Source organism: Thermoanaerobacterium thermosulfurigenes, assembly GCF_051201035.1.
Classification (GTDB): domain Bacteria; phylum Bacillota; class Thermoanaerobacteria; order Thermoanaerobacterales; family Thermoanaerobacteraceae; genus Thermoanaerobacterium; species Thermoanaerobacterium thermosulfurigenes.
The window spans coordinates 17,611-41,693 of record NZ_JBPODR010000020.1 but is presented as its reverse complement, the minus strand read 5'-3'; the positions used below and the strand labels follow the sequence as shown (position 1 = coordinate 41,693).

Genomic DNA, 24,083 nt, shown 5'->3' with positions numbered 1-24,083 from the left:
TAAGTTCTAGAACTTACACTCTGTATTTTATCAGGAGGTACTTATTTTTTCAAAGTTCATTCTTCCTTATTTTTTATTCATTACAGGAATGCTCCTTAAATTTTTTTGGCATAAAAAAGAGCTGGCAAGGTATCAAAACCTAACCAGCTCATGCCTGCTTTACCAGTAACACGCTGAAATCATCATTTATTCGTTTACAATACAATTATACTCTACACTCTTTATCTTGTCAATACCTATTTTTTTATTGAATAAGCCATCCTTCTATACGTATGTCTTACGCCTCTTATGGCAATAGATAAAGCCATTATGTTTTCTGGCGTTGCTATGCCAGATGTAAATCCCGCGTCGCCTATATGCTGTATATCGCTGCCAGCCATTTTTGATTGCAGTGCAATGTTCTCAATTATACTTTTTTGCGATCCTTCTTGAGATGTACCAATGGCGCTAAGTGCTAATGCACCTGCATCGTGCACAACATCAATCATCCTTTTGGCTACAGACAAATCGATTCCAGGCACAGTTCCCGGTGCGGGTACGAGTATGCAGTCAGCACCAGCTTTGACAAACTTCTCAAGCAATTGCGGATCGTATATATTGCCTGACCCTGCACCGTGCATCTTGCCAGCAATTATCATAATGTCGTCACCTAATAAGCTTCGCGCCATTTCAATGCCATTTACTATTGTTTCGACGCTTACTCCTGTATTTGGATTTCCTGTTATCATGATGTAGTCAAAGCCATAAAACCTAACCTTTTCAAGATTTTCCCTGTTTAATTTCCTGCCTTCTACATACTGGACATCATCAGGAACAGGTTCTACGTTAACGCCGATTATCCTACCAGTTATCTCTTTTAATTTCTTAATGTAATTTGGATCGTTTGAATTTTTTAATGCTTTTTCTGCAAGCGCTTCTATCTCTCCAAATCCTTTAGAGATATTTACATCCAGATCATCAATTCCGAATATAAACGGGCTTTTAAAATCAAAAAAGTTTAGCGTTATTAGATCTGCACCAAATGCTGCTGCCAACTCCGGGTTTGATACACCATAAATCGGCGTTGGAAAAGTTACTATCGTCTCTGCCATGACAGTCCTTCCCTCAGATAGCCGTATCGTTTCAATCAATTCTCTGCCTGTCATGTTCATGATGTCGCTTGATGTTACCTCAAAAATCCTCTTCATAAATTACCACCCTTTCTTCCTAAAAAATAATAGCCGGCAAGGTAATAAAACCTTACCGGCTAATGCCTCATTAAGAGTTACACGCCATCTAATGTAATTATACCAAATCTTTATGAAAATGTAAAACCGTCATAACTTTTTAACTACTTTCGTTATACTTTCCATATTGGCTTTTTGTTCCTCTGTAAATGCAACCTGATTATTTACGTAATCTAAATTCTTTGTATTATTTTCATCTACTCTGTTTATAATATCTAAAAGCTGCTCAGAAGATGCCAAAAGCTCTTCTACTTGTGCAGATATGTTCTGTGATGCACCCATTACGCTCTTTACAGCATTCAAAGTCTTATCGGAGCTTGCTGCAGTCTCAGAAGTCACACTTGATATATTTCCAATAACCATTGAGATCTCGTCAAATGCCTTCTTTACATCGTTAAATATGTCCATAACTTTGTTGACTTCTGCTGCGGCTTTAGTTGAATTGTCTATGTCGTTTATTACGCTGTCAATTGTCACACCGGTATAGCTGGTTATATTCTCTATTATTTCACCTATCTTTACGACACTGTCCGTAGACTGTTTGGCTAATTTTCTTATCTCATCTGCCACCACCGCAAAGCCTTTTCCGTATTCTCCTGCTCTTGCAGCCTCTATAGCTGCATTTAAGGACAATAGATTCGTCTGATCGGCTATCTCTGATATAGCAGACAGTATCTCTTTTATTCCTCCCATCTTCTTGTCCAACTCTTTTAGCTCGTTGGAATTAGCTTTTGAATTTTTAAGGCTTTGATTCAAGGTGTTTATCAGATTTCTTACAACATCGCCTTGACTTCTTACATTTTCCTCTATTTCTCTTATCTTTGATATAGCGCTATTCATGTCATTTAACAAAGTATCAGAAGATCTCGACAATTCTTCGTTTGCCTCAGATACATTCGATATAGACATAGCCACTTCATTAGCATTTTCTGCAATAGTGTTGATACTTTCAGTAAGCTGCTCAATACCATCTCTCGACATTTTGATGTTCCCGGTATTCTCCTCTGCCATCTTTTTAAGATGTATCGAAGAATCAAGAACCTTTTCAGAATGCTCCATCGACTTACTTACTTCACCGTTTATAAGCCTTGAAAGCTTTCTCAATCTCCTTACGGTTATAAGCGAATAAATAATTATAACAATTAGGATTACTACGCTGATTGCAATAGATATCTCAAATGTCCTCTCGTTTTGCGATATCATGTCGTTAAACATTGGCAAAAATCCCTGCGAATATTTATTGCTAAAGTCTGTCATGCTGTTTTGTATTTGCGTCGCATAATAGCTTACCTTCAATGTCTTGTCACTGTCTTGATCGAGAATATATTTATCATTTAAGCTGTCTATCGCCGAGCTGATATTTTTTATGCTATCATTAATCCCATCTACGTCTGACTTTAGCTGATTGTATATACTTGTGCCTTTAAAATCATCTAAAGCGTTTCCAAGATTTGTTACATTTTGAGTTATATTGCTTAAATCTGTCCTTAAAGCACTTTTTGTGCTTTGTCCCATCGTGTAATTATTTACATCATTGAGAAGAACACTGCTGTACTGCGCCAACTGCACCTGTGAATTTGAAATGTAAAGCACCTGGTTAATGACAAACTTTTTTAAATTGTTGATATTGTTTTTTGTGTTTATCATTCCCAGATTTACTGTAAAGGATAATACCAAAAGCAAAATACCAATTACTACAAACGCTCTTATGAGTTCGCCCCTTAATGTTTTTGTCATTTACACCCCTCCATAGATAAAACCTTTTGACTACTATATCGGCACTAATTATAAAATGTTAAATGATTGCAAAAAAAAATTCCTCATTGAGGAATTTTACATGTAAATCAGTTGAGGTCTCTCTACATATTGACCAGATACTAATATATATTTTTTGATTTCATTCAATGCCCAATCCAACTTATTTTTATCATTGGCATATACTGTAGCGATAGGTTGGCCTTTCTTTATGAAGTCGCCTATTTTTCCGCCTAACATTATGCCAACCGATAGATCTATGGTATCTTCTTTTGTGGATCTTCCAGCGCCTAATCTCATGGCGATAAGCCCTAAGTCTAATGCATACAAGTCTTTTATATACAAGTCCTCATCAGCAACCCATGCCTCAACATATTTAGCCTGTGGTAGCAATGATAAATCATCTACAATCCTTTCATCTCCACCTTGAGCTTTTATAAACTCTCTAAACTTTTCCAGAGCTTTTCCGCTTGCCAAAGCTTCTTCCATCATCTTCTTTGCTTCATCGGTATCTTTTGCAACACCAGCAATTGTAAGCATATCAACGCCTAAAACCATGCACACATCAATAAGATCTTTTGAACCATTTCCTTTTAAAACATCAATGGCTTCTACTACTTCCAATGAATTGCCAATAGCAAGTCCCAATGGCTCATCCATATTCGTAACATGTGCAACTGTCTTTCTTCCAACGGAATTGCCTATCTCAACCATGAGATTTGCAAGCTTTTTGGCGCTTTCTATGTCCTTCATAAAGGCACCGCGGCCCACTTTTACATCCAGCACAATCCCATCAGCACCGGATGCAATCTTTTTGCTCATTATAGAGCTTGCTATAAGTGGTATCGAATCAACTGTTGCCGTTACATCTCGTAGAGCGTAAAGTTTCTTATCGGCTGGTGTCAAATTGCTGGACTGCCCTACAACAGCAATGCCATGCTTATTCACATTGTCTATAAACTCTCTTTCACTGAGTTCAACTCTCATGCCTGGTATCGATTCAAGCTTATCTATCGTACCACCAGTATGACCCAATCCTCTTCCTGACATCTTTGCAACAGGAGCACCACACGCTGCGACGAGAGGCGCTAAAACTAAAGTAGTAGTATCTGCGACACCACCAGTAGAATGTTTATCAACCTTAATACCTCTTATTTCTGATAGATCAAGCACATCACCAGAATGGGCCATAGCCATTGTCATGTGTGCTGTTTCTTCATTTGTCATGCCATTAAAGTATATAGCCATCAAAAGAGCACTCATTTGATAATCAGGTATATAGTCTTTTGTATATGAAGATATGATAAAATCTATCTCGTCTTTTGTAAAAGTGCCTCCATCTCTCTTTTTCATTATAAGGTCGTACATTCTCATAAAAGATCCTCCTCATCAAAATGGCAATTCACTAAGAAATGACGTTCCATGACCAGTTCCCTCAACATTAAATATTTCTGCAATGGTTGCGGCAATATCAGAAAATGTCTTTCTTACGCCTAAATCTTTACCATTTGTAAATCTGCGATTGTACACCAAAAGCGGCACATACTCTCTCGAATGGTCTGTGCTGGCAGTCGTAGGATCATTGCCATGATCTGCTGTAATAATAAGCAAATCATCATCCTTAAGCTTTGACATTATTTCGGGAAGTTGGTCATCAAAATATCTAAGTGCATCTGCATATCCTTGAGGGTTGTTTCTATGTCCATAAAGCATATCGAAATCCACTAAATTTGTGAATATAAGGCCATTTTTAACTTTATCCAAAGCCTTTAAAGTCGCAATTATGCCATCTTTATTATTAGTAGAGTGGTCTTTCCCTGTTATGCCACATCCTGCAAATATGTCTTCAATCTTTCCTATGGCAAAAACCTCATGTCCTGCATCTTTTAACTTATCCAATATAGTCGGGCTAAATGGTTTTAGGGAAAAGTCCCTTCTGTTTTCCGTTCTCACAAAATTCCCAGCTTCCCCAACAAAAGGCCTCGCAATGACCCTACCTACTGCATAATCGCCTTTCAGTATTTCTCTCGCTATCTCACACATCTTATAAAGCTCATTTAAAGGTATCACACCTTCATGGGCAGCGATTTGGAAAACACTGTCTGCCGATGTGTAAACTATCGGATAACCTGTCTTTACATGCTCTTCTCCCAATTCTTCTATTATCTCAGTCCCCGATGCAGGCTTATTTCCTATGACTTTTCTTCCTATTCTTTCTTCAAACTTATTTATCACTTCATCAGGAAATCCATTTGGAAATGTGGGAAAAGCCTTATCTATCCAAAGACCTGCTATCTCCCAGTGTCCCGTCGTCGTGTCTTTACCTGCCGAATGTTCTTGCATCTTCCCATAGGCACCTACTGCAGACTTATCAGCCTCTACACTTTTTAGCGGCAATATGTTGCCAAGTCCCAATTTCCCTAAATTAGGGAGCTTTACTCCCGTCACATCGCATACGTGCCCAAGAGTATTTGAACCTACATCGCCATATTTATCCGCATCTGGAGCTTCTCCAGCTCCAACGCTATCTAATACAATAAGTAAAACTCTGTTTACCATTTAATCACCTCTATCAATATACCATTAACAAATAATGCTAAATAAATACTTCAAATATTATTTTTCATCTTTCATAGAAAATGCATACGGAAGGAGATCTTTTGCTTTTTTTACTACAAAATCCCCTTTCATATTTCCCAAAATAACAGTCATGTCTTCCCCACCTAATTCGTACATGACTTGTCTGCATGCACCACAAGGTGATACAGGTCCATCTGTATCCGCTACAACTGCAATCGCCCTTATATCTCTATCACCATTTGCATAAGCGCTAAAAAGTGCAGTCCTTTCAGCACAATTAGTAAGTCCATAAGATGAATTTTCAATATTGCACCCTTTGTAGATTTTCCCATTGTTTGTTATGACGCAGGCTCCAACTTTAAATTTAGAATACGGTGCATAGGCACTTTCTCTCGCCTCTTTCGCAACCTCCAACAGCTTTTCGTAATCCATCATCATACCTCCCTCAGTCCCGTTTCCTAATGATGTAAAAATCAAACTTATCTGCATTAAAATAATTTGATGAAAAAAGAATCGGCCTATTGTTTTCATCGTAGTGTATTTGCTCTAAAAGCAAAACCGAACCATTTTTCCCTATGTTAAGCTTTTTCTCCAATATTACATCATTCTTCACAACTTTAATGCTTGATACAGCGTATGTTATTTTTATGCTGTACTCTTTTTCCAAAAAAGTAAACATAGATTCCTCAAAGCCGCTAAAACTGTCTCCTACAATTTTATACGGCAATCTATCAACACAGTAGACAACAGGGATGCCATCTGCAGTCCTTACCCTTTCAACTTTATAAATTTCTTCACCAAGATTTAGCTTTAATTTTTCTGCCTCACTTTCTAAAGCAGGCAATCTATAGAAAGTAAAATCCTTCGTGCCAGGCTTCATCCCCTGGCGCTTAATAAGGGACGTAACGCTAAAAAGCTCCTCAAGCCCACTTCTTATTATCGGCTTTTTCCGGACAAATGTCCCAACGCCTTGCTGCTTCGTAATAAGGCCTTCATCTTCCATTATTCTCATAGCTTCCCTGAGTGTAGCCCTGCTTATGCCAAATTCTTTTGATAGAGAAGCTTCAGAAGGAAGTTTCATACCTTCCTTCCATACGCCAGTCTTGATAAGCTCCTCCATCTTATTCAATGCCAATTCATAAAGTGGCTTTTTATCAGGAACTAACATATTAATCCTCATTTCTTAGGAGTATATGGGACACCATCTGCTGCAGGTGATACGCTCTTGCCACCAACACCTACGAGAGCCAAAACTGTGAGAATATATGGAAGCATCATGATTATATTTTTAGACAAGGCACTGTTTTGAAGCTGCATGCTTAAAGCAGTAGCAAAGCCAAAAAGCAAAGCCGCACCAAAAGAACCAAAAGGCGTCCATTTGCCGAATATCATAGCCGCCAAAGCGATGTAACCTCTTCCGCTGGACATATCTGTGCTGAAGCTGTTTAAAAGACCTATTGACAGATATGCACCTCCTATTGCTGAAAACAGTCCACTTAGAGTAACTCCTAAATATCTTAACTTTATGACATTGATTCCTGCAGTCTCGGCTGCTTCCGGATTTTCTCCGACCGCTCTTATCCTTAAACCGAGGTTAGTGTGAAACAAGAAATAATCTGAAGCAAATATCAATATTATCATTAAATATACTATGACGCTGTTACCGCTTAATATCTGTCCTACAAATGGTATATTCTTAATAACAGGAATGTTTATATTTGGAAGCATAGGCGTATCTGTAGGCGTACCGCTGAAACCGAAAATTGTATTCAAAAGGTATGCTGTAAATCCAGATGCAAATATGTTTATTGCCATACCGAGAATAACCTGATCAGCAGTAAGCGTTACAGCAGCCCAGGCAAAAATCACAGCAACTATCATGCCAACTATTACAGCACCTAATAAACCAAGCCATGCACTGCCTGTAAGATGTGCAAATAGTACCGCAAAAAAAGCCGCAATAAGCATTATACCTTCCATGGCAATATTTACGACACCAGATCTCTCAGAAAAAGTTCCTCCAAGGGCTGGCAATGCCAATGGTGTTGCCATGGCAAGGGTTGCCGACCACAACTGAGGATTTAATAAAATCTCTTTCATGATGCTAACTCCTCCTTTTTCTGCTTCTTAAACATGGTTTTAAACAATTCAATAATCTTGTCTGCAGCAACGAAGAATATGATAAGCCCTGTTATGACATCTGTTAACTGGCCAGGCACTTGTGCATTAAGCTGCATGTATTGGGACCCTGTTCCAAGTGCAGCAAACAAAAGGGCTGAAAACACAACACCAATAGGGTTGTTTTTTGCCAACAGAGCAACAACTATTGCCGTATATCCGTATCCTGACGTAAAACTGTCGTATAACCTATGCTGAACACCTAAAATCTGAACTGCTCCTGCAAGACCTGCAAATATACCGCTTAAACTTAACGACAAAACGATATTAAATGGAACATTCATACCAGCATATTTTGATGCTCTTTGGTTAAATCCAACAGCTCTCATTTCGTATCCCCAAACAGTCTTGTACATAAGCCAATAGACGAAAAGTGCAGCAACCAAAGCTATAACTATGCCATAAGACAATTGCGTGTTTGGAACGATGGTAGGTATCACAGCAGAATTTCTGATAAGCGGTGATTGAGGCACAGAACCTTTTTCCATCATTGGACCAAACTCCAATAGGTAATGGCTAAAATAAATTGCTACATAGCTCATCATCATGGTTGTAATGACCTCATGTGCACCAGTATATGCTTTAGCAAATCCAGGAATTATTCCTCCCCACAATCCTCCAGCGATCATCGCAGCAATAAGTGCAAGAGGTATATGGATATACCATGGAAGACCTTTAAATGAATAGCCTATCCATGTACCTACAATAGCGCCAATCCAATACTGTCCCTCAGCACCTATATTGAAAAGTCCCGCATTAAATGCTATCGCAACGCCAAGACCTGTTATTATAAGCGGAACAGCATTTGCCAGTGTATTTGCTATATTAGGTAATGTTCCAAACGCACCTATAAATAGTGATGTGTACGCAGCTACTGGGTTAAAACCTGTAGCCAACATTATTATAGAACCAATAATGATTGCAATTACAACTGCTAATATTGGCATATAAATACTTTTTAACACTTTACTCATGATCACACCTCAACTTCCTTTGCGTCAATTTGCGAACCTGCCATAAGCAGTCCAATTTTTTCCCTTGTAGCAGATTTACCATCCAATACATCCATTATTACACCATTATGAATTACTCCGATTCTGTCAGACAACGACATTATCTCCTCTAATTCTAATGAAACAAGAAGTATCGCTGAACCTCCATCTCTAAGTTCTAAAAGCTTTTTATGAATGTACTCAATAGCACCGACATCCATTCCTCTTGTAGGCTGAACAGCTATCAAAAGCTTTGGATTAGAACCTACTTCTCTTGCAAGAATTATCTTCTGCTGGTTGCCACCTGAAAGATTGCCTGCTAAAAGAGTATAATCAGTAGGCCTTATGTCGTATTCTTCAACCTTCTTCGATGCGTTTTCAAATACCTTCTTGTACTGTATTACGCCATTTTTCGAATAACGGCTATCTTTGTATTCTTTTAATATTAAATTGTCTGCAACGCTAAACTTCATGATAAGCCCTTCCTGCTGTCTGTCTTGAGGAATGTAAGATATGCCAAGCTTGTACCTCTCTCTCGTAGGCAGTTTTTCAATATCGCTATTTTGGTACTTAATGACACCTGATTTAATCTGCCTAAGTCCCATCAAAGCCTCAATAAGCTCTGTTTGCCCATTTCCATCAATACCTGCCAATCCAAATATCTCTCCACTTCTTATTTCAAAGCTTACGTTTTTCACTTTTTCAATGTTTTGCTCATCTAAAACAGTCAAATCCTTGACTGAAAGCACCACATCGCCAGGTTTGTACTCTGACTTCTCTACTCTTAAGACAACTTCCCTTCCTACCATCAAATTAGCCAATTCTTGCTCATTTGTATCTTTAGTGTTCAGAGTACCTACCGTCTTACCTCTTCTCATTACTGTAACTTTATCAGAAATCTCTTTAACCTCATCAAGCTTGTGGCTGATGAATATGATAGAAATGCCTTGCTCTTTTAATCTCCTCATTATTTCAAACAGTTCTTCCGTCTCCTGTGGAGTAAGCATAGCTGTAGGCTCATCTAAAATGAGAAGCTTAGCATGTCTGTAAAACGCCTTTAGAATTTCTACCCTTTGCTGAAGTCCAACAGATAAATCCTTCACCTTTGCATCTGGATCTATTTCAAGATGATAATTTTTTGATATCTCTCGAATCAATTCATTGGCTTTTTTCTTGTTGTAAGGAATGCCACCAGGTTCAGCACCAAGAACTATATTTTCTGCAACCGTCAAAACCGGTATCAACATGAAATGCTGGTGAACCATCCCGATACCTTTTTCTATAGCTTCATGAGGGCCACTTAGATTTAAAGTTTCACCACTTAGCTTTAATTCTCCAGAGTCAGGTTTATATAATCCATAAATAATATTCATCAAAGTAGATTTGCCTGCACCATTTTCACCTAAGATGGCGTGTATTTCTCCTTCTTCTACTGTGAGATTAACACCATCATTTGCCCTAACCTTAGGAAATATTTTTGTAATATTTTTAACCTCTAATAATGCACTCATTGACATACCTCCTAAAAAGGGGCTGAACTCCGTCAGCCCCTAAGTTAGCCATTATTTCTGTACTTGATCTGAAACTTTTATTGTACCGTCTTTTATCTTATTAGCATATTCATTAACTTTATCAATTATAGATTGTGGAACATCTTTTATTGGCTTTGCATAGCCTACACCATCATTTGTTAAGTCGAAGTACACAAGACCACTCTTGAAGTTGTTATTAAGAGCATTCTTTATAGTCTCGAATGTTGCAACATCAACTTTTTTGAGTGCTGATGTCATAACTGTATCAGGAGCCATATAATTTTGGTCTGCGTCAACACCTATTGCATATACATTCTTTTCTTTAGCAGCATTTATTACACCATCACCAGTTTGTCCTGCAACATGGAATACTATATCTGCTCCTTGGCTTATTTGTGTCAAAGCCATTTGCTTTCCTGATGCCGGATCATTGAAGTTTCCTGTGTAGCTTACAAGTACCTTTGTATCAGGATTTACAGCTTTTACGCCTTGTTGGAAACCTGCAATGTAGCTGTCAACAGGTGGAATCTGCATTCCTCCTACAACACCAACAACGTTTTGATCATTAATCTTTGGATTATTCTTTTCTTTTTCCATCAAACCCGCCATTACACCTACTAAGTATCCGCACTGCTCCGTCTTAAATGTGGCAGATGCGACATTTGGCCTATCAGTAATGTCTGAGTCGATGATTAAGAACTTCGTATCAGGAAATTCTTTTGATACTTGTTCAACTGCATCTTTCATAAGGAAGCCTACAGCTATTACTAAGTTGTACTTTTGCTGAGCAAATTGTGTAAGGTTTGTAATGTAGTCTGTCTGTTGCTTAGATTGAATAAAGTTAGCTGTAACACCAAGCTCACTTTTAGCTTTTTCAAGACCTTGATATGCCAACTGGTTGAAGCTGTGGTCATTTATACCGCCAACGTCTGTTACAAGACCTACTTTAAAGTCTTTGTTCTTCGCATTTTGAGTCGTATTGTTTGACTGAGATGATTGCTGTTTTGTCGCTGAAGAACATCCTGATAAAAGTGATAACGTCAAAACAAATGCCAGCATTAATGAAAGAACTGCACGTAATTTTTTCATTACTTCATCCTCCTATTTTTGATATCGTTTTTCTAATATTTAGCTTTTCAATCTACGTCTGTTGTCTGACATCTAACAACATTATAATTCTAAAACCTTTCATGCACAACATTATTTCTAAGCTTGTATTACAAAATTATCTCACTTTTTCTCAATCTTTCTCACTTTTTCTTGTCTTTTGACACTTTTACACTTAAAGTTATCCATCACAAATTTTTAATGGAAATACTCAGTATTTCGTCCTTTACAGGTTCATACCTTTTTATCAAGTTCTCACATTCTTCAATGGCACTGTCTGCCAGTGATTTGTCTTTTAAAAATTTAGCGTTTACTCTGACATTTATAGCAGCACTTTGAAGCCCTGCAAATAGAAGTAATGCACCAACTGCCGCATCTGATATTGCATTCGGATTGCCATACTGAGCAATAAGCAAAGTAGGTGCAAACCCTTCGCTTAAAAGCCTCGCTAATTTAAGTGGGACATTTATAGCTTTTAAATAAGCTTCATCCAATTTTTGACTTCTTAAAGCCTTTTCTTCATCATTATTTTTAGGCATTTTGATTGCTTTTATAACATCATCGTACGCATTTTTGTCCTCATCTACTAAAGGCATTAACTCTGATATAAGCCTTTCGCATATTTTAAGCCCGCTTTCAATCTCGTCTTTTATATCGCTGTCGTACTCTTCATAGAACTTCCTACCGATTGTGAGATTGTAAACCATTGATGACAAAGCCACACCTAAACTTGCCACTAAAGCAGATACACTTCCACCACCAGGCGCAGGCTTTGAAGATGATACATCTTTTACATATTCTTCTAAAGTTTCGTTTACCAACATAAGTATGCCTCCTTTGTCCTTTTTTCTTAATTATACCTTACTTTCCTCATCTTGAATACCTACTCGTAAATTCTATTTTCTATGACTTTATCATAGCTAAAGTTTTCCATCATCAGATAGTGCTGAGCAGTGTCAAACAACGCTTTAGCAGGTATAAGACCGATAAGTTCACTGCCCACAATATTTACACCATACCTTGACGCTTCGTTTTTAATGACTTCAAAAACCCTATACAGTGGCGTCTTCTCAAAGTTTGTAAAATTCATCGAAACTTGTACAACATTTCGCTCCTTCAAATCTACTCCCATCGCCTTTAAGTATCTGAAGCCTCCTGAAGAATGCCTTATTGCTTTCGCTATTTTCTTTGCAATGTCTACATTACTTGTACCTAAATTTACATTGAAAGCTATCAGAAAATTTCTTGCGCCTACAACAGTGACGCCGCTTTTTTCATTCATCACACGCGGTCCGTAGTCAGGAACCCAATCAGGCATTTTTATTTTTTCAAAAAAGCCTTCATATCCACCTCTCCTTATGTCCTCAAGGTTTCTCCTTAATGGGTTTCCCTGAGCTTCTTCATAAAGATATACAGGTACCTTAAGCTCTTCCCCTATGCGCCTTCCTACATCTTTTGCTATCGCTACGCATTCATCCATAGTGACATTCTTAAGAGGCACAAATGGCAAAACATCTAAAGCCCCAACTCTTGGATGCTGCCCTTTATGATACCTCATGTCAATTAATTCCGAAGCTTTTTTGGCCACATTAAAGGCAGCTTCTTTTACTCCATCCACATCTCCACAAAATGTTATGACAGACCTATTGTGGTCTTTGTCCATAGTATAGTCTAACAATTTAACGCCATTTACAGATGTCACTTCTGCCACAAGTGCTGCAACCTTTTTTTGGTCTCTACCTTCGCTGAAATTCGGAATACACTCTACGATTTTATCCATATTTACCTCCACTATCACAAATTTAATAATTATTTCTCGAATTGAGAATATAATAAAGCACATATTTTTTCAACAATTGCGATAAAAAAATACGGATCAGAAGATCCGCATTTACAGAATATTAATGTAGTCATCAAAAGAACCGTCGTCAAGGCAACATTCTATAATATCTCTGCCCAGTTTTGACAAATCCGGCGTCAAATATTTTTTAAGCTCTTGTTTAAAGAAATCAGTCAATATCTTTGCACCCTTCATAAATGCTTCTTCACCCACTTCAGGCTGCAAGTGTACTTGTAAGAAATGCTTAGGCATAAATTCGCCATCTATTTTAAGTGATTCCAGAGAATACCCTAATAGAGGGCATTTTGACTCTGTCAACTGATCAGGCCTGAATTTTGCGCCACCGCGCCTTGAGAGATATTCTCTCGCAATCCATTGAGGCATGAATCCGACTTTATAAGCGCCTATATGCTGATTTGGTATCAATACATACCTTGTGGCAGGAGTATTCTGTATTTGCTCCAAGATGAGATTTGCATGTCGTACCATCTTTCCTGTAGCAAATGGCCAGTATGAGCCAACACCTTCACTGCTTAACCCTTCCGTGTCTATGATGCTGGGGTTTGCGTATCCTCTTGGAGCCACTAACCTCCAAAGCCAAGCAATAGATGGTGGCAGCACGTGAAGCACGCCTAATATACCATAAGAAGGATTTTCTTTTGTGCACGGAGGGGTTCTCACTCCAAAGCTTCTTATGTCAACTTCTACAGCATCATCTACCGTATTTGCAATGAATTCCCTTGGCATTATGACTCTTGGGTTAGTACAAGGCTTACCAGGGCTATCTTCTATGTGCTCCCATATTAGGCATGTAGAATTAGGTACCCCATCAATATTAAGGAAAAGAAGCGGCTCTTTGGGATGGATACACAATTTTTCAAGATCAGGACTTGAACCGTACTCTGTAACATGGTCAAGTCTTATAAACCATCCATTCTCTGCGTCTTTGACAACCAACCTCTTGCTTGCATCTTGATATGATGGATGGCACAACGCCATATCATCTGTAACAGGCTGCAGTTCGCTGTTTTCTTTAAGTTCCATGTAGAATTTTTCCTTAGTCACGATGTTAGTGCCAAAATGTATCCTTCCATCCAATTCCCTTGGAAGCTGCTCAGTCATCTCACTTTTTCCGCCACCGCTGGCACCTTCATGCATGATAGTCATTATGTTGTCATAAGGCGTTATAACTCTTACAGTAGATGCATGTGCTGTTATCCACCCTTCTTTTTCACCTACATCCAAAAGAACACTATAAACACCTTTTTTTGCACTTGGACCAGGATATAAGTTATAAGAGAATAGTTCTTGCATGTCTTCAAGCCTGTTATGAACGACTACTTGCTTTCCATTGAAATGGGTATGCCTGAAAGGAGGTGCCACAAATATGATAGAGCATGGTTTAAAGTTCTCACTGATTTTTTCCTTTGGTATAAAACCTTGGATGTCTGCGAGAGCAAGGACAAAAAAGCCCGCATTTTTTGGTGCGATCACCAACGAAGCATATCCTAATCTTTCATCACCAGCCATAAATGGCATTACAATCAAATCCTGCTTCTTTAACCAATTAAAAGTCTCAAGCCTTAAAGGTTCAAAGTCCTCACCAAACCTGTCTTTGTACCTTACCTTATCAGTGTCTTTATCATCAGCTATAACCATGCAGTTTGGTTCTCGCCGCCTCATGTACGGTTCAGGGTAATTTACTGCAAAGCCGTTTTTACACTTTGCAACAGTGGCTTCCACAACTTTCCCTTTCCCTGGTACTTCGTATGAAACTTCAAACGTGTCATTTCCGCTGCCGCCTATCGTCAAATCTAATAGTTCTCTTCTACTTTCAGGAATAATTATTTCTCTTCCACTTCTTAAAATATCAGAAACTTCATCAGGTAGTATAAAGTAATCTAAAATGCCATTTTCCATTTTTTCTATCTCATTCCTTTCACACGATATGAAAATTTTTGAAATAATAGACGTGATATTATGCAGAATTTTAATATTTGAAATATTTTATAAAAGCCACTATCTATCTATAAATTAGATAAATACTGGCTAAGCGGCAAATTTGCAAAGCAACCCTTTCATAGAACCCCCCTATTTACTTTCCTTCAATGTAGAAAAAATTCATGTAATTTATTTTATCATTTTCAAGCATTAAAGTCAATCCCTGCTTAACAAAATACGCAATTAGCCGAAATATTAAATTGTAGATGCTGTGGTACTTTAATTAATATTATATCACATAATATGACCAGCTCATAATTTTATGAATAAAATTTTGTCAAAAAAATATTTTTATATTTTAATCATCTGTGATATAATTATCGTGGAACTGTTATATAAAGTCTAAAGGTATATATATAAGCATTTTCAGAAAACTGTTATATAATTGCTTAATAGCTGTTGTATAACAGTACATATTTGTTTATGCTGTATTATAATAGTTTGCTTATATATCCTTAGATTTAAATATAAATTTAAAAAGAGAGGGGAAATACAATGTCGAAGGTTATGAAAACCATGGATGGCAATACAGCCGCTGCACACGTGGCATATGCCTTTACAGAAGTAGCTGCCATCTATCCTATAACTCCATCATCACCTATGGCAGAGCATGTCGATGAATGGAGTGCCCACGGCAGAAAAAATCTCTTTGGGCAAGAAGTAAAAGTCATTGAGATGCAGTCAGAAGCAGGTGCTGCTGGTGCAGTACACGGTTCTCTTGCTGCTGGTGCACTAACTACAACATTCACAGCATCACAAGGATTACTATTGATGATTCCTAATATGTACAAGATCGCTGGTGAGCTTTTGCCAGGCGTATTCCACGTTAGTGCTCGTGCGCTTGCATCACATGCACTATCAATATTTGGTGATCATCAAGACGTAATGGCATGCAGACAAACAGGATTTGCACTTCTTGCATCAGGCAGTGTTCAAGAAGTCATGGACTTAGCAGCTGTCGCACATTTGTCAGCTATTAAAAGCAGAGTGCCATTTTTACATTTCTTTGACGGATTTAGGACATCCCACGAGTATCAAAAGATAGAAGTAATGGACTATGAAGACTTGAGAAAGCTCATTGACATGGATGCAGTAAGGGAATTCAAAAAGAGAGCATTAAATCCAGAGCATCCTGTCACAAGAGGTACAGCTCAAAACCCTGACATATACTTCCAAGAAAGAGAAGCATCCAACAGGTACTACAATGCTGTACCAGAAATAGTAGAGGAATACATGAAAGAAATAAGCAAGATTACTGGCAGAGAGTACAAGCTATTCAACTACTATGGTGCTCCTGACGCTGAACGCATTGTAATTGCTATGGGTTCAGTTACAGAGACAATAGAGGAAACAATCGACTACTTGCTGAAAAAAGGCGAAAAAGTAGGTGTCGTAAAAGTACACCTCTACAGACCTTTCTCATTTAAACACTTCATGGATGCTATACCAAAGACAGTAAAGAAAATCGCTGTTCTTGATAGAACAAAAGAAGCAGGCGCATTTGGCGAACCACTTTACGAAGATGTAAGGGCGGCATTCTATGAAAGTGAAATGAAGCCTGTTATCGTAGGAGGCCGTTACGGTTTAGGCTCTAAAGACACCACACCAGCTCAAATAGTGGCAGTATTTGATAATCTAAAATCAGACACCCCGAAAAACAACTTCACAATTGGCATAGTAGATGATGTGACATACACATCGCTCCCTGTTGGTGAAGAAATTGAAACAACGCCAGAAGGCACTATAAGCTGCAAATTCTGGGGCTTTGGTTCGGACGGTACCGTCGGTGCAAACAAGAGTGCTATACAGATTATCGGCGATAATACTGATATGTACGCACAAGCATACTTCTCATACGATTCTAAGAAATCTGGCGGTGTAACAATATCCCACTTGCGCTTTGGCAAGAAGCCTATAAGGTCAACATACCTTATAAACAATGCTGATTTTGTAGCATGCCATAAACAAGCTTACGTGTACAACTACGATGTACTTGCAGGCCTTAAAAAAGGCGGTACATTCTTATTAAACTGCACATGGAAACCAGAAGAACTTGATGAAAAGCTACCTGCTTCCATGAAGAGGTACATCGCTAAGAACAACATCAATTTCTACATCATAAATGCAGTTGACATAGCAAAAGAATTAGGACTTGGTGCAAGAATAAACATGATAATGCAATCAGCATTCTTTAAGCTTGCAAACATCATTCCTATTGATGAAGCAGTTAAGCACTTAAAAGACGCTATTGTGAAGTCTTACGGTCATAAAGGCGAAAAGATAGTCAATATGAACTACGCAGCCGTCGATCGTGGAATAGATGCACTTGTTAAGGTAGATGTTCCTGCATCGTGGGCAAATGCTGAAGACGAAGTTAAAGTAGAAAGAAATGTTCCTGATTTCATAAAAAATATAGCAGATGTTATGAATAGACAAGAAGGAGACAAATTGCCTGTAAGTGCCTTTGTAGGCATGGAAGACGGTACATTCCCAATGGGCACTGCAGCATATGAGAAACGCGGTATCGCTGTAGATGTGCCTGAATGGCAGATGGACAACTGCATACAGTGCAACCAGTGTGCATATGTATGTCCACATGCAGCAATTAGGCCATTCCTCCTAAATGAAGAAGAAGTCAAGAACGCTCCTGAAGGATTTACTTCTAAAAAAGCTGTCGGTAAAGGCTTAGAAGGATTAAACTTCAGAATTCAGGTAAGTGTGCTTGATTGTACAGGTTGCGGCGTATGCGCAAACACATGTCCTTCAAAAGAAAAGTCTTTAATAATGAAGCCTTTAGAAACGCAGTTAGATCAGGCAAAGAATTGGGAATACGCTATGTCATTATCTCACAAAGAAAATCCATTAGGAACAGATACGGTAAAAGGCAGCCAATTTGAGAAGCCTTTGCTTGAATTCTCAGGTGCTTGCGCAGGATGCGGTGAAACACCATACGCAAGGCTTGTAACACAATTGTTTGGCGACAGAATGCTTATCGCAAACGCTACAGGTTGCTCGTCCATCTGGGGTGGCAGTGCACCATCTACACCGTACACAGTAAATAAAGATGGTCATGGTCCAGCTTGGGCTAACTCATTATTTGAAGACAACGCTGAGTTTGGCTTCGGTATGGCATTGGCTGTAAAACAACAGAGAGAAAAATTAGCTGATATAGTAAAAGAAGCATTAGAATTAGATCTTACTCAAGATCTAAAGAATGCCTTAAAGTTATGGCTTGACAACTTCAACAGCTCAGAGATAACAAAGAAGACAGCCAATATCATAGTTTCATTGATACAGGACTACAAGACAGATGACGCAAAAGTCAAGGAACTTTTAAATGAAATACTTGATAGGAAAGAATATCTTGTCAAGAAGTCACAGTGGATATTTGGCGGTGACGGTTGGGCATACGATATAGGCTTTGGAGGACTTGACCACGTATTAGCATCCGGTGAAGACGTAAATGTTCTTGTATTTGATACAGAAGTATATTCAAATACAGGTGGTCAATCATCAAAAGCAACGCCAGTAGGCGCTATAGCACAATTTGCTGCGGCAGGTAAAGGAATCGGCAAGAAGGATTTAGGCCGCATTGCAATGAGCTATGGATATGTCTATGTTGCACAGATAGCTATGGGAGCTAACCAAGCACAGACAATAAAAGCTTTGAAAGAGGCAGAAAGCTATCCTGGCCCATCGCTTATAATAGCATATGCTCCATGTATCAACCACGGCATCAAGCTTGGAATGAGCTGCAGCCAGATAGAAGAAAAGAAAGCAGTTGAAGCTGGTTACTGGCATCTATACAGGTACAACCCAATGCTTAAAGCTGAGGGCAAGAATCCATTCATCCTTGACTCAAAGGCTCCAACAGCTTCATACAAAGAATTCATCATGGGAGAAGTTCGCTACTCTTCACTGGCAAAGACATTCCCAGAAAGAGCAGAAGCTTTGTTTGAAAAAGCTGAAGAGCTTGCAAAAGAAAAATACGAGACATACAAGAAGCTTGCTGAACAAAATTAGCTTCACTACAATTAATGAGCGAATTACTTTCGCTCATTAATTTTTATATATCGATTTAATTGCCTCCTTCTAAATTTTTCTCTTGTTTATCTATTTAATGTTTTATATAATTAATGTTATAAACTTACGTAAAAGGAGAGAATGATATGAGAGAAAAGATAAAGATGGCAAATCCTATCGTAGAGCTGGATGGCGATGAAATGACCAGAATCATCTGGCAGATGATAAAAGACATGCTTATACATCCTTTTGTAGAACTGAATACAGAATACTACGATCTGGGTCTTAAAAATAGAGATTTGACAGATGATCAGGTAACTGTTGATGCCGCTTATGCAATAAAAAAGCACAAAGTAGGCGTCAAGTGCGCTACTATAACACCTAATGCTCAAAGAGTCGAAGAGTACAATTTAAAAAAGATGTGGAAAAGCCCCAATGGTACTATAAGGGCTATATTAGATGGTACTGTTTTTAGAACACCTATACTTGTAAATGTAATAAAACCTCTCGTAAAAAACTGGACAAAACCTATAACGATTGCTCGTCACGCTTATGGAGATGTGTACAAAGATGTAGAATACAGAGTAGAAAAGGCAGCTAAAGCAGAATTAGTAGTGACGTACGACGATAATTCAATTGAAAGACAGATAATACACCAGTTTGATGGTCCAGGTATTTTGATAGGGATGCATAACATAGACAAGTCTATAAAAAGCTTCGCAAAAGCTTGTTTCAACTACGCATTAAGTCAAAAGCAAGATTTATGGTTTGCCACAAAAGACACCATCTCAAAAGTATACGACCACACTTTTAAAGACATATTCAATGATATGTACGAAAGTGAGTACAAAGATAGATTCAAAGAAGCCGGAATCGAATATTTTTACACATTGATAGACGACGCAGTGGCAAGAGTCATAAGATCAGAAGGCGGCATGATATGGGCTTTAAAAAATTACGACGGAGATGTAATGTCAGACATGGTTGCTACTGCCTTTGGAAGTTTGGCAATGATGACATCCGTATTAGTATCGCCTGATGGCGACTTTGAATACGAAGCAGCCCATGGAACGGTGACGCGTCATTATTACAAGTATTTACAAGGTGAAGAAACATCTACAAACCCTATCGCTACAATATTTGCATGGACTGGCGCATTGAAAAAGCGGGGTGAATTAGACAATAACAAGCATTTAATGAAGTTTGCTGAAAAATTAGAGGAAGCATCTTTAAAGACAATAGAAGATGGCATAATGACTAAAGATTTAGCTGCAATCTCAGAACTTCCTGATAAAAAGGCTGTAAACACCAAAGAATTTTTAAACGAAATCAAAAACAACCTTGAAAAGTTGCTTTAATTAAGAAATGCTCTTTAGACATTAAAGGGCATTTCTGCCTTTCTAAATATAAATTTTGCGAGGGATACAAATTGGTATTATTAAATGGAATTGAAAGCATTTTACCCATTGTCTTCATCATCGCCTTAGGTTATATTCTTTCGTATAAAAAGTGGCTGGATGAATCTGCATCTGAGCTTTTTTCAAGAATCGTCGTCAAGATCTCCCTTCCATGTCTCATGTTCTACACCGTCATAGAAAATCTTGAAAGAAGTCAGTTGTCTCACATGATATTTGGCTTAATCGCCGCTTTTTTAAGCATTTTAATAACATATGTAATCGCTAATATATTTGTAATCTTGCTGAAATTCGACAGAAAAAAGGCAGGCTTGTTTTCTGCCATATTTGCCTTTTCAAATACGATATTTGTAGGTCTTCCTGTCAATCAAGCTCTTTTTGGCAATAAAGCCGTCCCGTACGTGCTTTTGTATTACGTTGCAAATACAACGCTGTTTTGGACGATGGGGCTTTACAACATAAGAAAAGATGTAGAAAACCCAAATGGAGATTTTTCAATGTATCAGTCATTAAAAAAGATATTTTCTGCACCGCTTTTAGGATACATTGTAGGCATCATCTTCATATTGCTGGGAATAAAAACGCCTCAATTTTTGGTTGACACAGCAAAATACATCGGGCAGCTTACAACACCTCTCTCTATGATCTTTATAGGAATATCCATCTACATGACAGACTTGAAAGATTTTAAGCTTGACAAAAACGTCTTATTTTTGCTTATAGGCCGCATTATAATAGCACCCATCATAACGATACTGGTACTTCACCTTTTCAAACTCAACATTTTGATGGAAAAAGTATTCGTCATTCAAAGCGCTTTACCTGTGATGACGCAAATAGCAATTGTAGCCCATGCCTACAAAAGCGACCAGAAATACCCATCTATAATGATAGCCGCAACAAATCTTCTAAGTTTAATCGTGGTGCCAATATATATGTACATAATAAGCAATATATTTTAAAGGGCAGTTTCTGCCCTTTTTTACTATTTGCCCTCATTTAAGTAATTTAATATATCCTGCTTTTGGCTTTCTGTTATCTTCTTGTCTTTTACAGCTTTTTCAAGGACATTTCTGAATTTTTTGTACCCACTTCCCCTTTTAAATCCTTTCATTCCTGGAGGAAAACCTGTTCCATCCCATTTGTTTACCTTGTCAGTGTATTTTTTAATAATCTCATTTGCCTTATCCTGTGAAATCTTCCCGCTTTGCACTTTCTTATTTAAAGCAGAAGTAAAATCACTGATAAGCTTCTGCCGCTTTTGAGAAAGTGTCAAACTGTTAAGCTCTTTTATATATTGTTCTTTTTCATTTATCTTCGAGACCATGCTGTCGTACTTTTCTTTGCTTATTTTACCTTGGTTGTACTTTTCAGTAACCTTCGCCTTTATATCCTCCAATTTTTTTATTGGATCTACTTTATTTGGAGCAGCAGTTGAAATGATACTTTGCTGTGGTAGTACAGTTTCATCTGCCAACGCTACCGTCGAAAAAAGCATAACACCAAGCATTGTAGCCGCCAACAATCTCTTGTATTTTATCATCGTTCATTTACCTCCTTCTGCGATATTGCGTAAAATTGTCTAAATAAAATCTGCACCTCCTTTTTCATTTACTATTATGTCCTGAAGTTGTGTCAGATTTTTGTTAAATCGATTAACAATTTGTAAAAGTTTTATGTTAAATTTTAGTGAATTTTTGAATAATATCATCTTCTTGAAGAAAAATAAATAGTAAATAACGAGTTTAGGAGGAATAAGATGAAAACATTAAGAAAAATCATATCCATAGCTATAATTGCAGTTTTGGCTTTAAGCCTTGTTTCATGCAAAACTATGACAAAGCCATCGACTCAAAAGCCAAAGCCTCAAACTACACCCAAGGTATCTTACAAAGATGGTACATACACAGGTGCTGGTCCAAAATGGTCTGAAGGCAGTGAAGATGCTACAGTCGTAATAAAAAATGGAAAAATAACAAGCATAACATTAAGGCGCTTAGATAAAAGCGGAAAAGAAATAAATTACGACAAATGGACAGGTCAAAAAGATCCAAAGACAGGCAAAGTATATCCTAATTTAAAAAAGTTCAGAGTCGATATGGCCAATGAGATGATCAAAAAGCAAACTTACAATGTTGACACAATAGCAGGTGCCACAGTGACGACTACAAACTGGAAGATAGCTGTCAAAAACGCCTTAGAAAAGGCAAAAAAATAATACTTAAAAATGATTATAAAAAGGCATTAAAATGTGATAGTAAATCGCATTTTAATGCCTTTTTTATATGATGCCTTGTATGTTTACGACAAATAATATAAAATGAAATATATGGGAGGAGGAGTTGAAATGCAGGCAATCGAAAAGGCCAAAAAATTTTACTACGATGAATTAAATGCAAAACAGTTGTACTCTTACCTTGCAAAAGTAGAATCTAAAAAGGAAGTAAAGGAGTTATTTGAGGAACTGTCAAAGATTGAGGCAAATCATACGAAGTTTTGGTATGACTTTTTAAGCGATAGAGGTGTAAAGCTAAAACCAAAAGTGCGCGCTAACAGTCTGTGGTTTTATAAAATTCTACGGACACTCCTTGGAAGCCGCCTTTTTATAATACTTTTAGAGATGCAGGAATCAAACAGCACTGATGAATACTATGAATACTACAAGGACCCCATTCTAACAGAATCAGAGCGTCAAGGTCTCGCTTTAATCATAGAAGATGAACTAGAACATGAAAAAAATTTAGGCAACCAAAACAAAGAAGCAAATTTCTCCAATATACGAGACTTTATACTTGGCATGAACGACGGATTGGTAGAAATATTAGGAACTGTCACAGGCCTTTCGGCTGTGTACCAGAGCAAACCGCTTATAGTCGGTGCATCTGGCCTTGTGGTAGGTATTGCAGGCGCATTGTCTATGGCAATAGGCGCATATACATCTGTAAGATCTCAAAGACAGGTAAATGAAGGCATCAAAAGCAAGATGGAGCTTCTATTTAACGTATCAAAAAATAGAGCTAAAGAAGAACTTCTAAACAAGTTAAGTGAATCAGGCATACCTGACGATATAAGTCAAGAAATCGTAGAAAAATTAGGCGACAACGAAAATGCCATGGCAAATTTGCTGGTGGAAGAAGTAAAAGAAAATGAGATAAAATCAGCTTTGTACACAGGCTTGGCGTATTTGGTAGGACTTTTCTTTCCCGTCATTCCCTACTTCTTCATCACTTCATCATCGGTATTAGCATTGATTCTCTCTGTGATTTTCGCCGCTATAGCACTTTCTATCGTAGGTATGGTAGTTTCAATAGCCTCTGAAAGCCTATCCATAAAAAATAAAATACTCGAGATGGTATTGTCAGGTTTAGGAGCGGCAGCGCTGTCTTACCTATTCGGAACTTTTGTGCAGTTTGTATTCGGCATTAATGCGTAGT

The 24,083-nt window shown here is 37.9% G+C and carries 19 protein-coding genes; 5 read left to right on the top strand and 14 right to left on the bottom strand.

Annotated elements, in window-relative coordinates; all coding sequences use genetic code 11:
* Positions 1 to 236 precede the first annotated feature (236 nt).
* From HNR52_RS08700 to HNR52_RS08640, 13 genes are all read right to left on the bottom strand, one after another.
* Positions 237 to 1,187 carry a DUF7916 family protein gene (locus tag HNR52_RS08700; RefSeq protein WP_435620340.1) on the bottom strand — a complete coding sequence of 317 codons (951 nt, stop codon included), beginning with the start codon at positions 1,185 to 1,187 and terminating at the stop codon, positions 237 to 239.
* 129 nt (positions 1,188 to 1,316) lie between these two features.
* Positions 1,317 to 2,963, bottom strand: a complete 1,647-nt coding sequence (locus HNR52_RS08695) for a methyl-accepting chemotaxis protein (RefSeq protein WP_435620339.1) — start codon at positions 2,961 to 2,963, stop codon at positions 1,317 to 1,319.
* Positions 2,964 to 3,059: 96 nt separating this feature from the next.
* On the bottom strand, positions 3,060 to 4,355 hold the full coding sequence (locus HNR52_RS08690) for a pyrimidine-nucleoside phosphorylase (protein WP_435620338.1): 1,296 nt from the start codon (positions 4,353 to 4,355) through the stop codon (positions 3,060 to 3,062).
* Positions 4,356 to 4,370: 15 nt separating this feature from the next.
* A complete protein-coding gene (locus HNR52_RS08685; protein WP_435620337.1) occupies positions 4,371 to 5,540 on the bottom strand; it encodes a phosphopentomutase in 1,170 nt (389 codons plus the stop codon).
* Positions 5,541 to 5,597: 57 nt separating this feature from the next.
* Positions 5,598 to 5,993 (bottom strand): cytidine deaminase, encoded by a 396-nt coding sequence (locus tag HNR52_RS08680; protein ID WP_435620336.1) that lies wholly within the window; start codon positions 5,991 to 5,993, stop codon positions 5,598 to 5,600.
* Between the two features lie 13 nt (positions 5,994 to 6,006).
* Positions 6,007 to 6,729, bottom strand: coding sequence for a GntR family transcriptional regulator (locus tag HNR52_RS08675; protein WP_013788684.1), 723 nt, complete (start codon positions 6,727 to 6,729; stop codon positions 6,007 to 6,009).
* A gap of 8 nt (positions 6,730 to 6,737) precedes the next feature.
* Positions 6,738 to 7,661: an ABC transporter permease gene (locus HNR52_RS08670; RefSeq protein ID WP_013788685.1), complete on the bottom strand. Its 924-nt coding sequence runs from the start codon at positions 7,659 to 7,661 to the stop codon at positions 6,738 to 6,740.
* Positions 7,658 to 8,713, bottom strand: coding sequence for an ABC transporter permease (locus tag HNR52_RS08665; RefSeq protein WP_013788686.1), 1,056 nt, complete (start codon positions 8,711 to 8,713; stop codon positions 7,658 to 7,660). The genes HNR52_RS08670 and HNR52_RS08665 overlap by 4 nt, the downstream gene beginning before the upstream one ends.
* A gap of 2 nt (positions 8,714 to 8,715) precedes the next feature.
* The gene (locus HNR52_RS08660) at positions 8,716 to 10,242 is read right to left on the bottom strand and encodes an ABC transporter ATP-binding protein (RefSeq protein ID WP_435620335.1); all 1,527 of its coding nucleotides are present in this window, start codon (positions 10,240 to 10,242) and stop codon (positions 8,716 to 8,718) included.
* Between the two features lie 51 nt (positions 10,243 to 10,293).
* Positions 10,294 to 11,352: a BMP family lipoprotein gene (locus HNR52_RS08655; RefSeq protein WP_435620334.1), complete on the bottom strand. Its 1,059-nt coding sequence runs from the start codon at positions 11,350 to 11,352 to the stop codon at positions 10,294 to 10,296.
* A 206-nt stretch (positions 11,353 to 11,558) separates the two neighbouring features.
* Complete coding sequence (locus tag HNR52_RS08650) at positions 11,559 to 12,194, bottom strand: cyclodeaminase/cyclohydrolase family protein (RefSeq protein WP_013788689.1); 636 nt, start codon at positions 12,192 to 12,194, stop codon at positions 11,559 to 11,561.
* Positions 12,195 to 12,253: 59 nt separating this feature from the next.
* Positions 12,254 to 13,150, bottom strand: a complete 897-nt coding sequence (ftcD, locus tag HNR52_RS08645) for a glutamate formimidoyltransferase (protein ID WP_435620333.1) — start codon at positions 13,148 to 13,150, stop codon at positions 12,254 to 12,256.
* Between the two features lie 111 nt (positions 13,151 to 13,261).
* Entirely contained in the window at positions 13,262 to 15,130 is a 1,869-nt protein-coding gene (locus HNR52_RS08640) for a DUF4914 family protein (protein ID WP_435620332.1), read from the bottom strand.
* A 576-nt stretch (positions 15,131 to 15,706) separates the two neighbouring features.
* On the opposite strand from HNR52_RS08640, the gene nifJ reads away from it, so the two are divergent.
* The 3 genes from nifJ (at position 15,707) to HNR52_RS08625 (ending at position 21,611) form a co-directional block, all read left to right on the top strand.
* Entirely contained in the window at positions 15,707 to 19,234 is a 3,528-nt protein-coding gene (nifJ, locus tag HNR52_RS08635) for a pyruvate:ferredoxin (flavodoxin) oxidoreductase (protein WP_013788692.1), read from the top strand.
* A gap of 146 nt (positions 19,235 to 19,380) precedes the next feature.
* Entirely contained in the window at positions 19,381 to 20,592 is a 1,212-nt protein-coding gene (locus tag HNR52_RS08630; protein WP_435620331.1) for an NADP-dependent isocitrate dehydrogenase, read from the top strand.
* A gap of 71 nt (positions 20,593 to 20,663) precedes the next feature.
* A complete protein-coding gene (locus HNR52_RS08625) occupies positions 20,664 to 21,611 on the top strand; it encodes an AEC family transporter (protein ID WP_435620330.1) in 948 nt (315 codons plus the stop codon).
* Positions 21,612 to 21,634: 23 nt separating this feature from the next.
* Here HNR52_RS08625 and HNR52_RS08620 read toward each other — a convergent pair whose 3' ends face one another.
* Complete coding sequence (locus tag HNR52_RS08620) at positions 21,635 to 22,192, bottom strand: hypothetical protein (protein ID WP_435620329.1); 558 nt, start codon at positions 22,190 to 22,192, stop codon at positions 21,635 to 21,637.
* Positions 22,193 to 22,408: 216 nt separating this feature from the next.
* Between HNR52_RS08620 and HNR52_RS08615 the strand changes: the two genes are divergently transcribed.
* Both HNR52_RS08615 and HNR52_RS08610 read left to right on the top strand, forming a co-directional pair.
* Positions 22,409 to 22,867, top strand: coding sequence for an FMN-binding protein (locus HNR52_RS08615; RefSeq protein WP_435620328.1), 459 nt, complete (start codon positions 22,409 to 22,411; stop codon positions 22,865 to 22,867).
* Between the two features lie 129 nt (positions 22,868 to 22,996).
* Positions 22,997 to 24,082 (top strand): VIT1/CCC1 transporter family protein, encoded by a 1,086-nt coding sequence (locus tag HNR52_RS08610; protein WP_013788697.1) that lies wholly within the window; start codon positions 22,997 to 22,999, stop codon positions 24,080 to 24,082.
* Position 24,083: the final 1 nt, after the last annotated feature.

Excerpts from the sequence above, each read along its gene's own strand:
- HNR52_RS08640 (WP_435620332.1), bottom strand. The coding sequence starts at position 15,130 with ATGGAAAATGGCATTTTAGATTACTTTATACTACCTGATGAAGTTTCT.
- HNR52_RS08650 (WP_013788689.1), bottom strand. The coding sequence starts at position 12,194 with ATGTTGGTAAACGAAACTTTAGAAGAATATGTAAAAGATGTATCATCT.
- HNR52_RS08700 (WP_435620340.1), bottom strand. The coding sequence starts at position 1,187 with ATGAAGAGGATTTTTGAGGTAACATCAAGCGACATCATGAACATGACA.
- HNR52_RS08610 (WP_013788697.1), top strand. The coding sequence starts at position 22,997 with ATGCAGGCAATCGAAAAGGCCAAAAAATTTTACTACGATGAATTAAAT.
- HNR52_RS08620 (WP_435620329.1), bottom strand. The coding sequence starts at position 22,192 with ATGATAAAATACAAGAGATTGTTGGCGGCTACAATGCTTGGTGTTATG.
- HNR52_RS08680 (WP_435620336.1), bottom strand. The coding sequence starts at position 5,993 with ATGGATTACGAAAAGCTGTTGGAGGTTGCGAAAGAGGCGAGAGAAAGT.
- HNR52_RS08695 (WP_435620339.1), bottom strand. The coding sequence starts at position 2,963 with ATGACAAAAACATTAAGGGGCGAACTCATAAGAGCGTTTGTAGTAATT.
- HNR52_RS08660 (WP_435620335.1), bottom strand. The coding sequence starts at position 10,242 with ATGAGTGCATTATTAGAGGTTAAAAATATTACAAAAATATTTCCTAAG.
- nifJ (WP_013788692.1), top strand. The coding sequence starts at position 15,707 with ATGTCGAAGGTTATGAAAACCATGGATGGCAATACAGCCGCTGCACAC.
- HNR52_RS08655 (WP_435620334.1), bottom strand. The coding sequence starts at position 11,352 with ATGAAAAAATTACGTGCAGTTCTTTCATTAATGCTGGCATTTGTTTTG.
- ftcD (WP_435620333.1), bottom strand. The coding sequence starts at position 13,150 with ATGGATAAAATCGTAGAGTGTATTCCGAATTTCAGCGAAGGTAGAGAC.
- HNR52_RS08630 (WP_435620331.1), top strand. The coding sequence starts at position 19,381 with ATGAGAGAAAAGATAAAGATGGCAAATCCTATCGTAGAGCTGGATGGC.
- HNR52_RS08615 (WP_435620328.1), top strand. The coding sequence starts at position 22,409 with ATGAAAACATTAAGAAAAATCATATCCATAGCTATAATTGCAGTTTTG.
- HNR52_RS08675 (WP_013788684.1), bottom strand. The coding sequence starts at position 6,729 with ATGTTAGTTCCTGATAAAAAGCCACTTTATGAATTGGCATTGAATAAG.
- HNR52_RS08690 (WP_435620338.1), bottom strand. The coding sequence starts at position 4,355 with ATGAGAATGTACGACCTTATAATGAAAAAGAGAGATGGAGGCACTTTT.
- HNR52_RS08665 (WP_013788686.1), bottom strand. The coding sequence starts at position 8,713 with ATGAGTAAAGTGTTAAAAAGTATTTATATGCCAATATTAGCAGTTGTA.
- HNR52_RS08685 (WP_435620337.1), bottom strand. The coding sequence starts at position 5,540 with ATGGTAAACAGAGTTTTACTTATTGTATTAGATAGCGTTGGAGCTGGA.
- HNR52_RS08670 (WP_013788685.1), bottom strand. The coding sequence starts at position 7,661 with ATGAAAGAGATTTTATTAAATCCTCAGTTGTGGTCGGCAACCCTTGCC.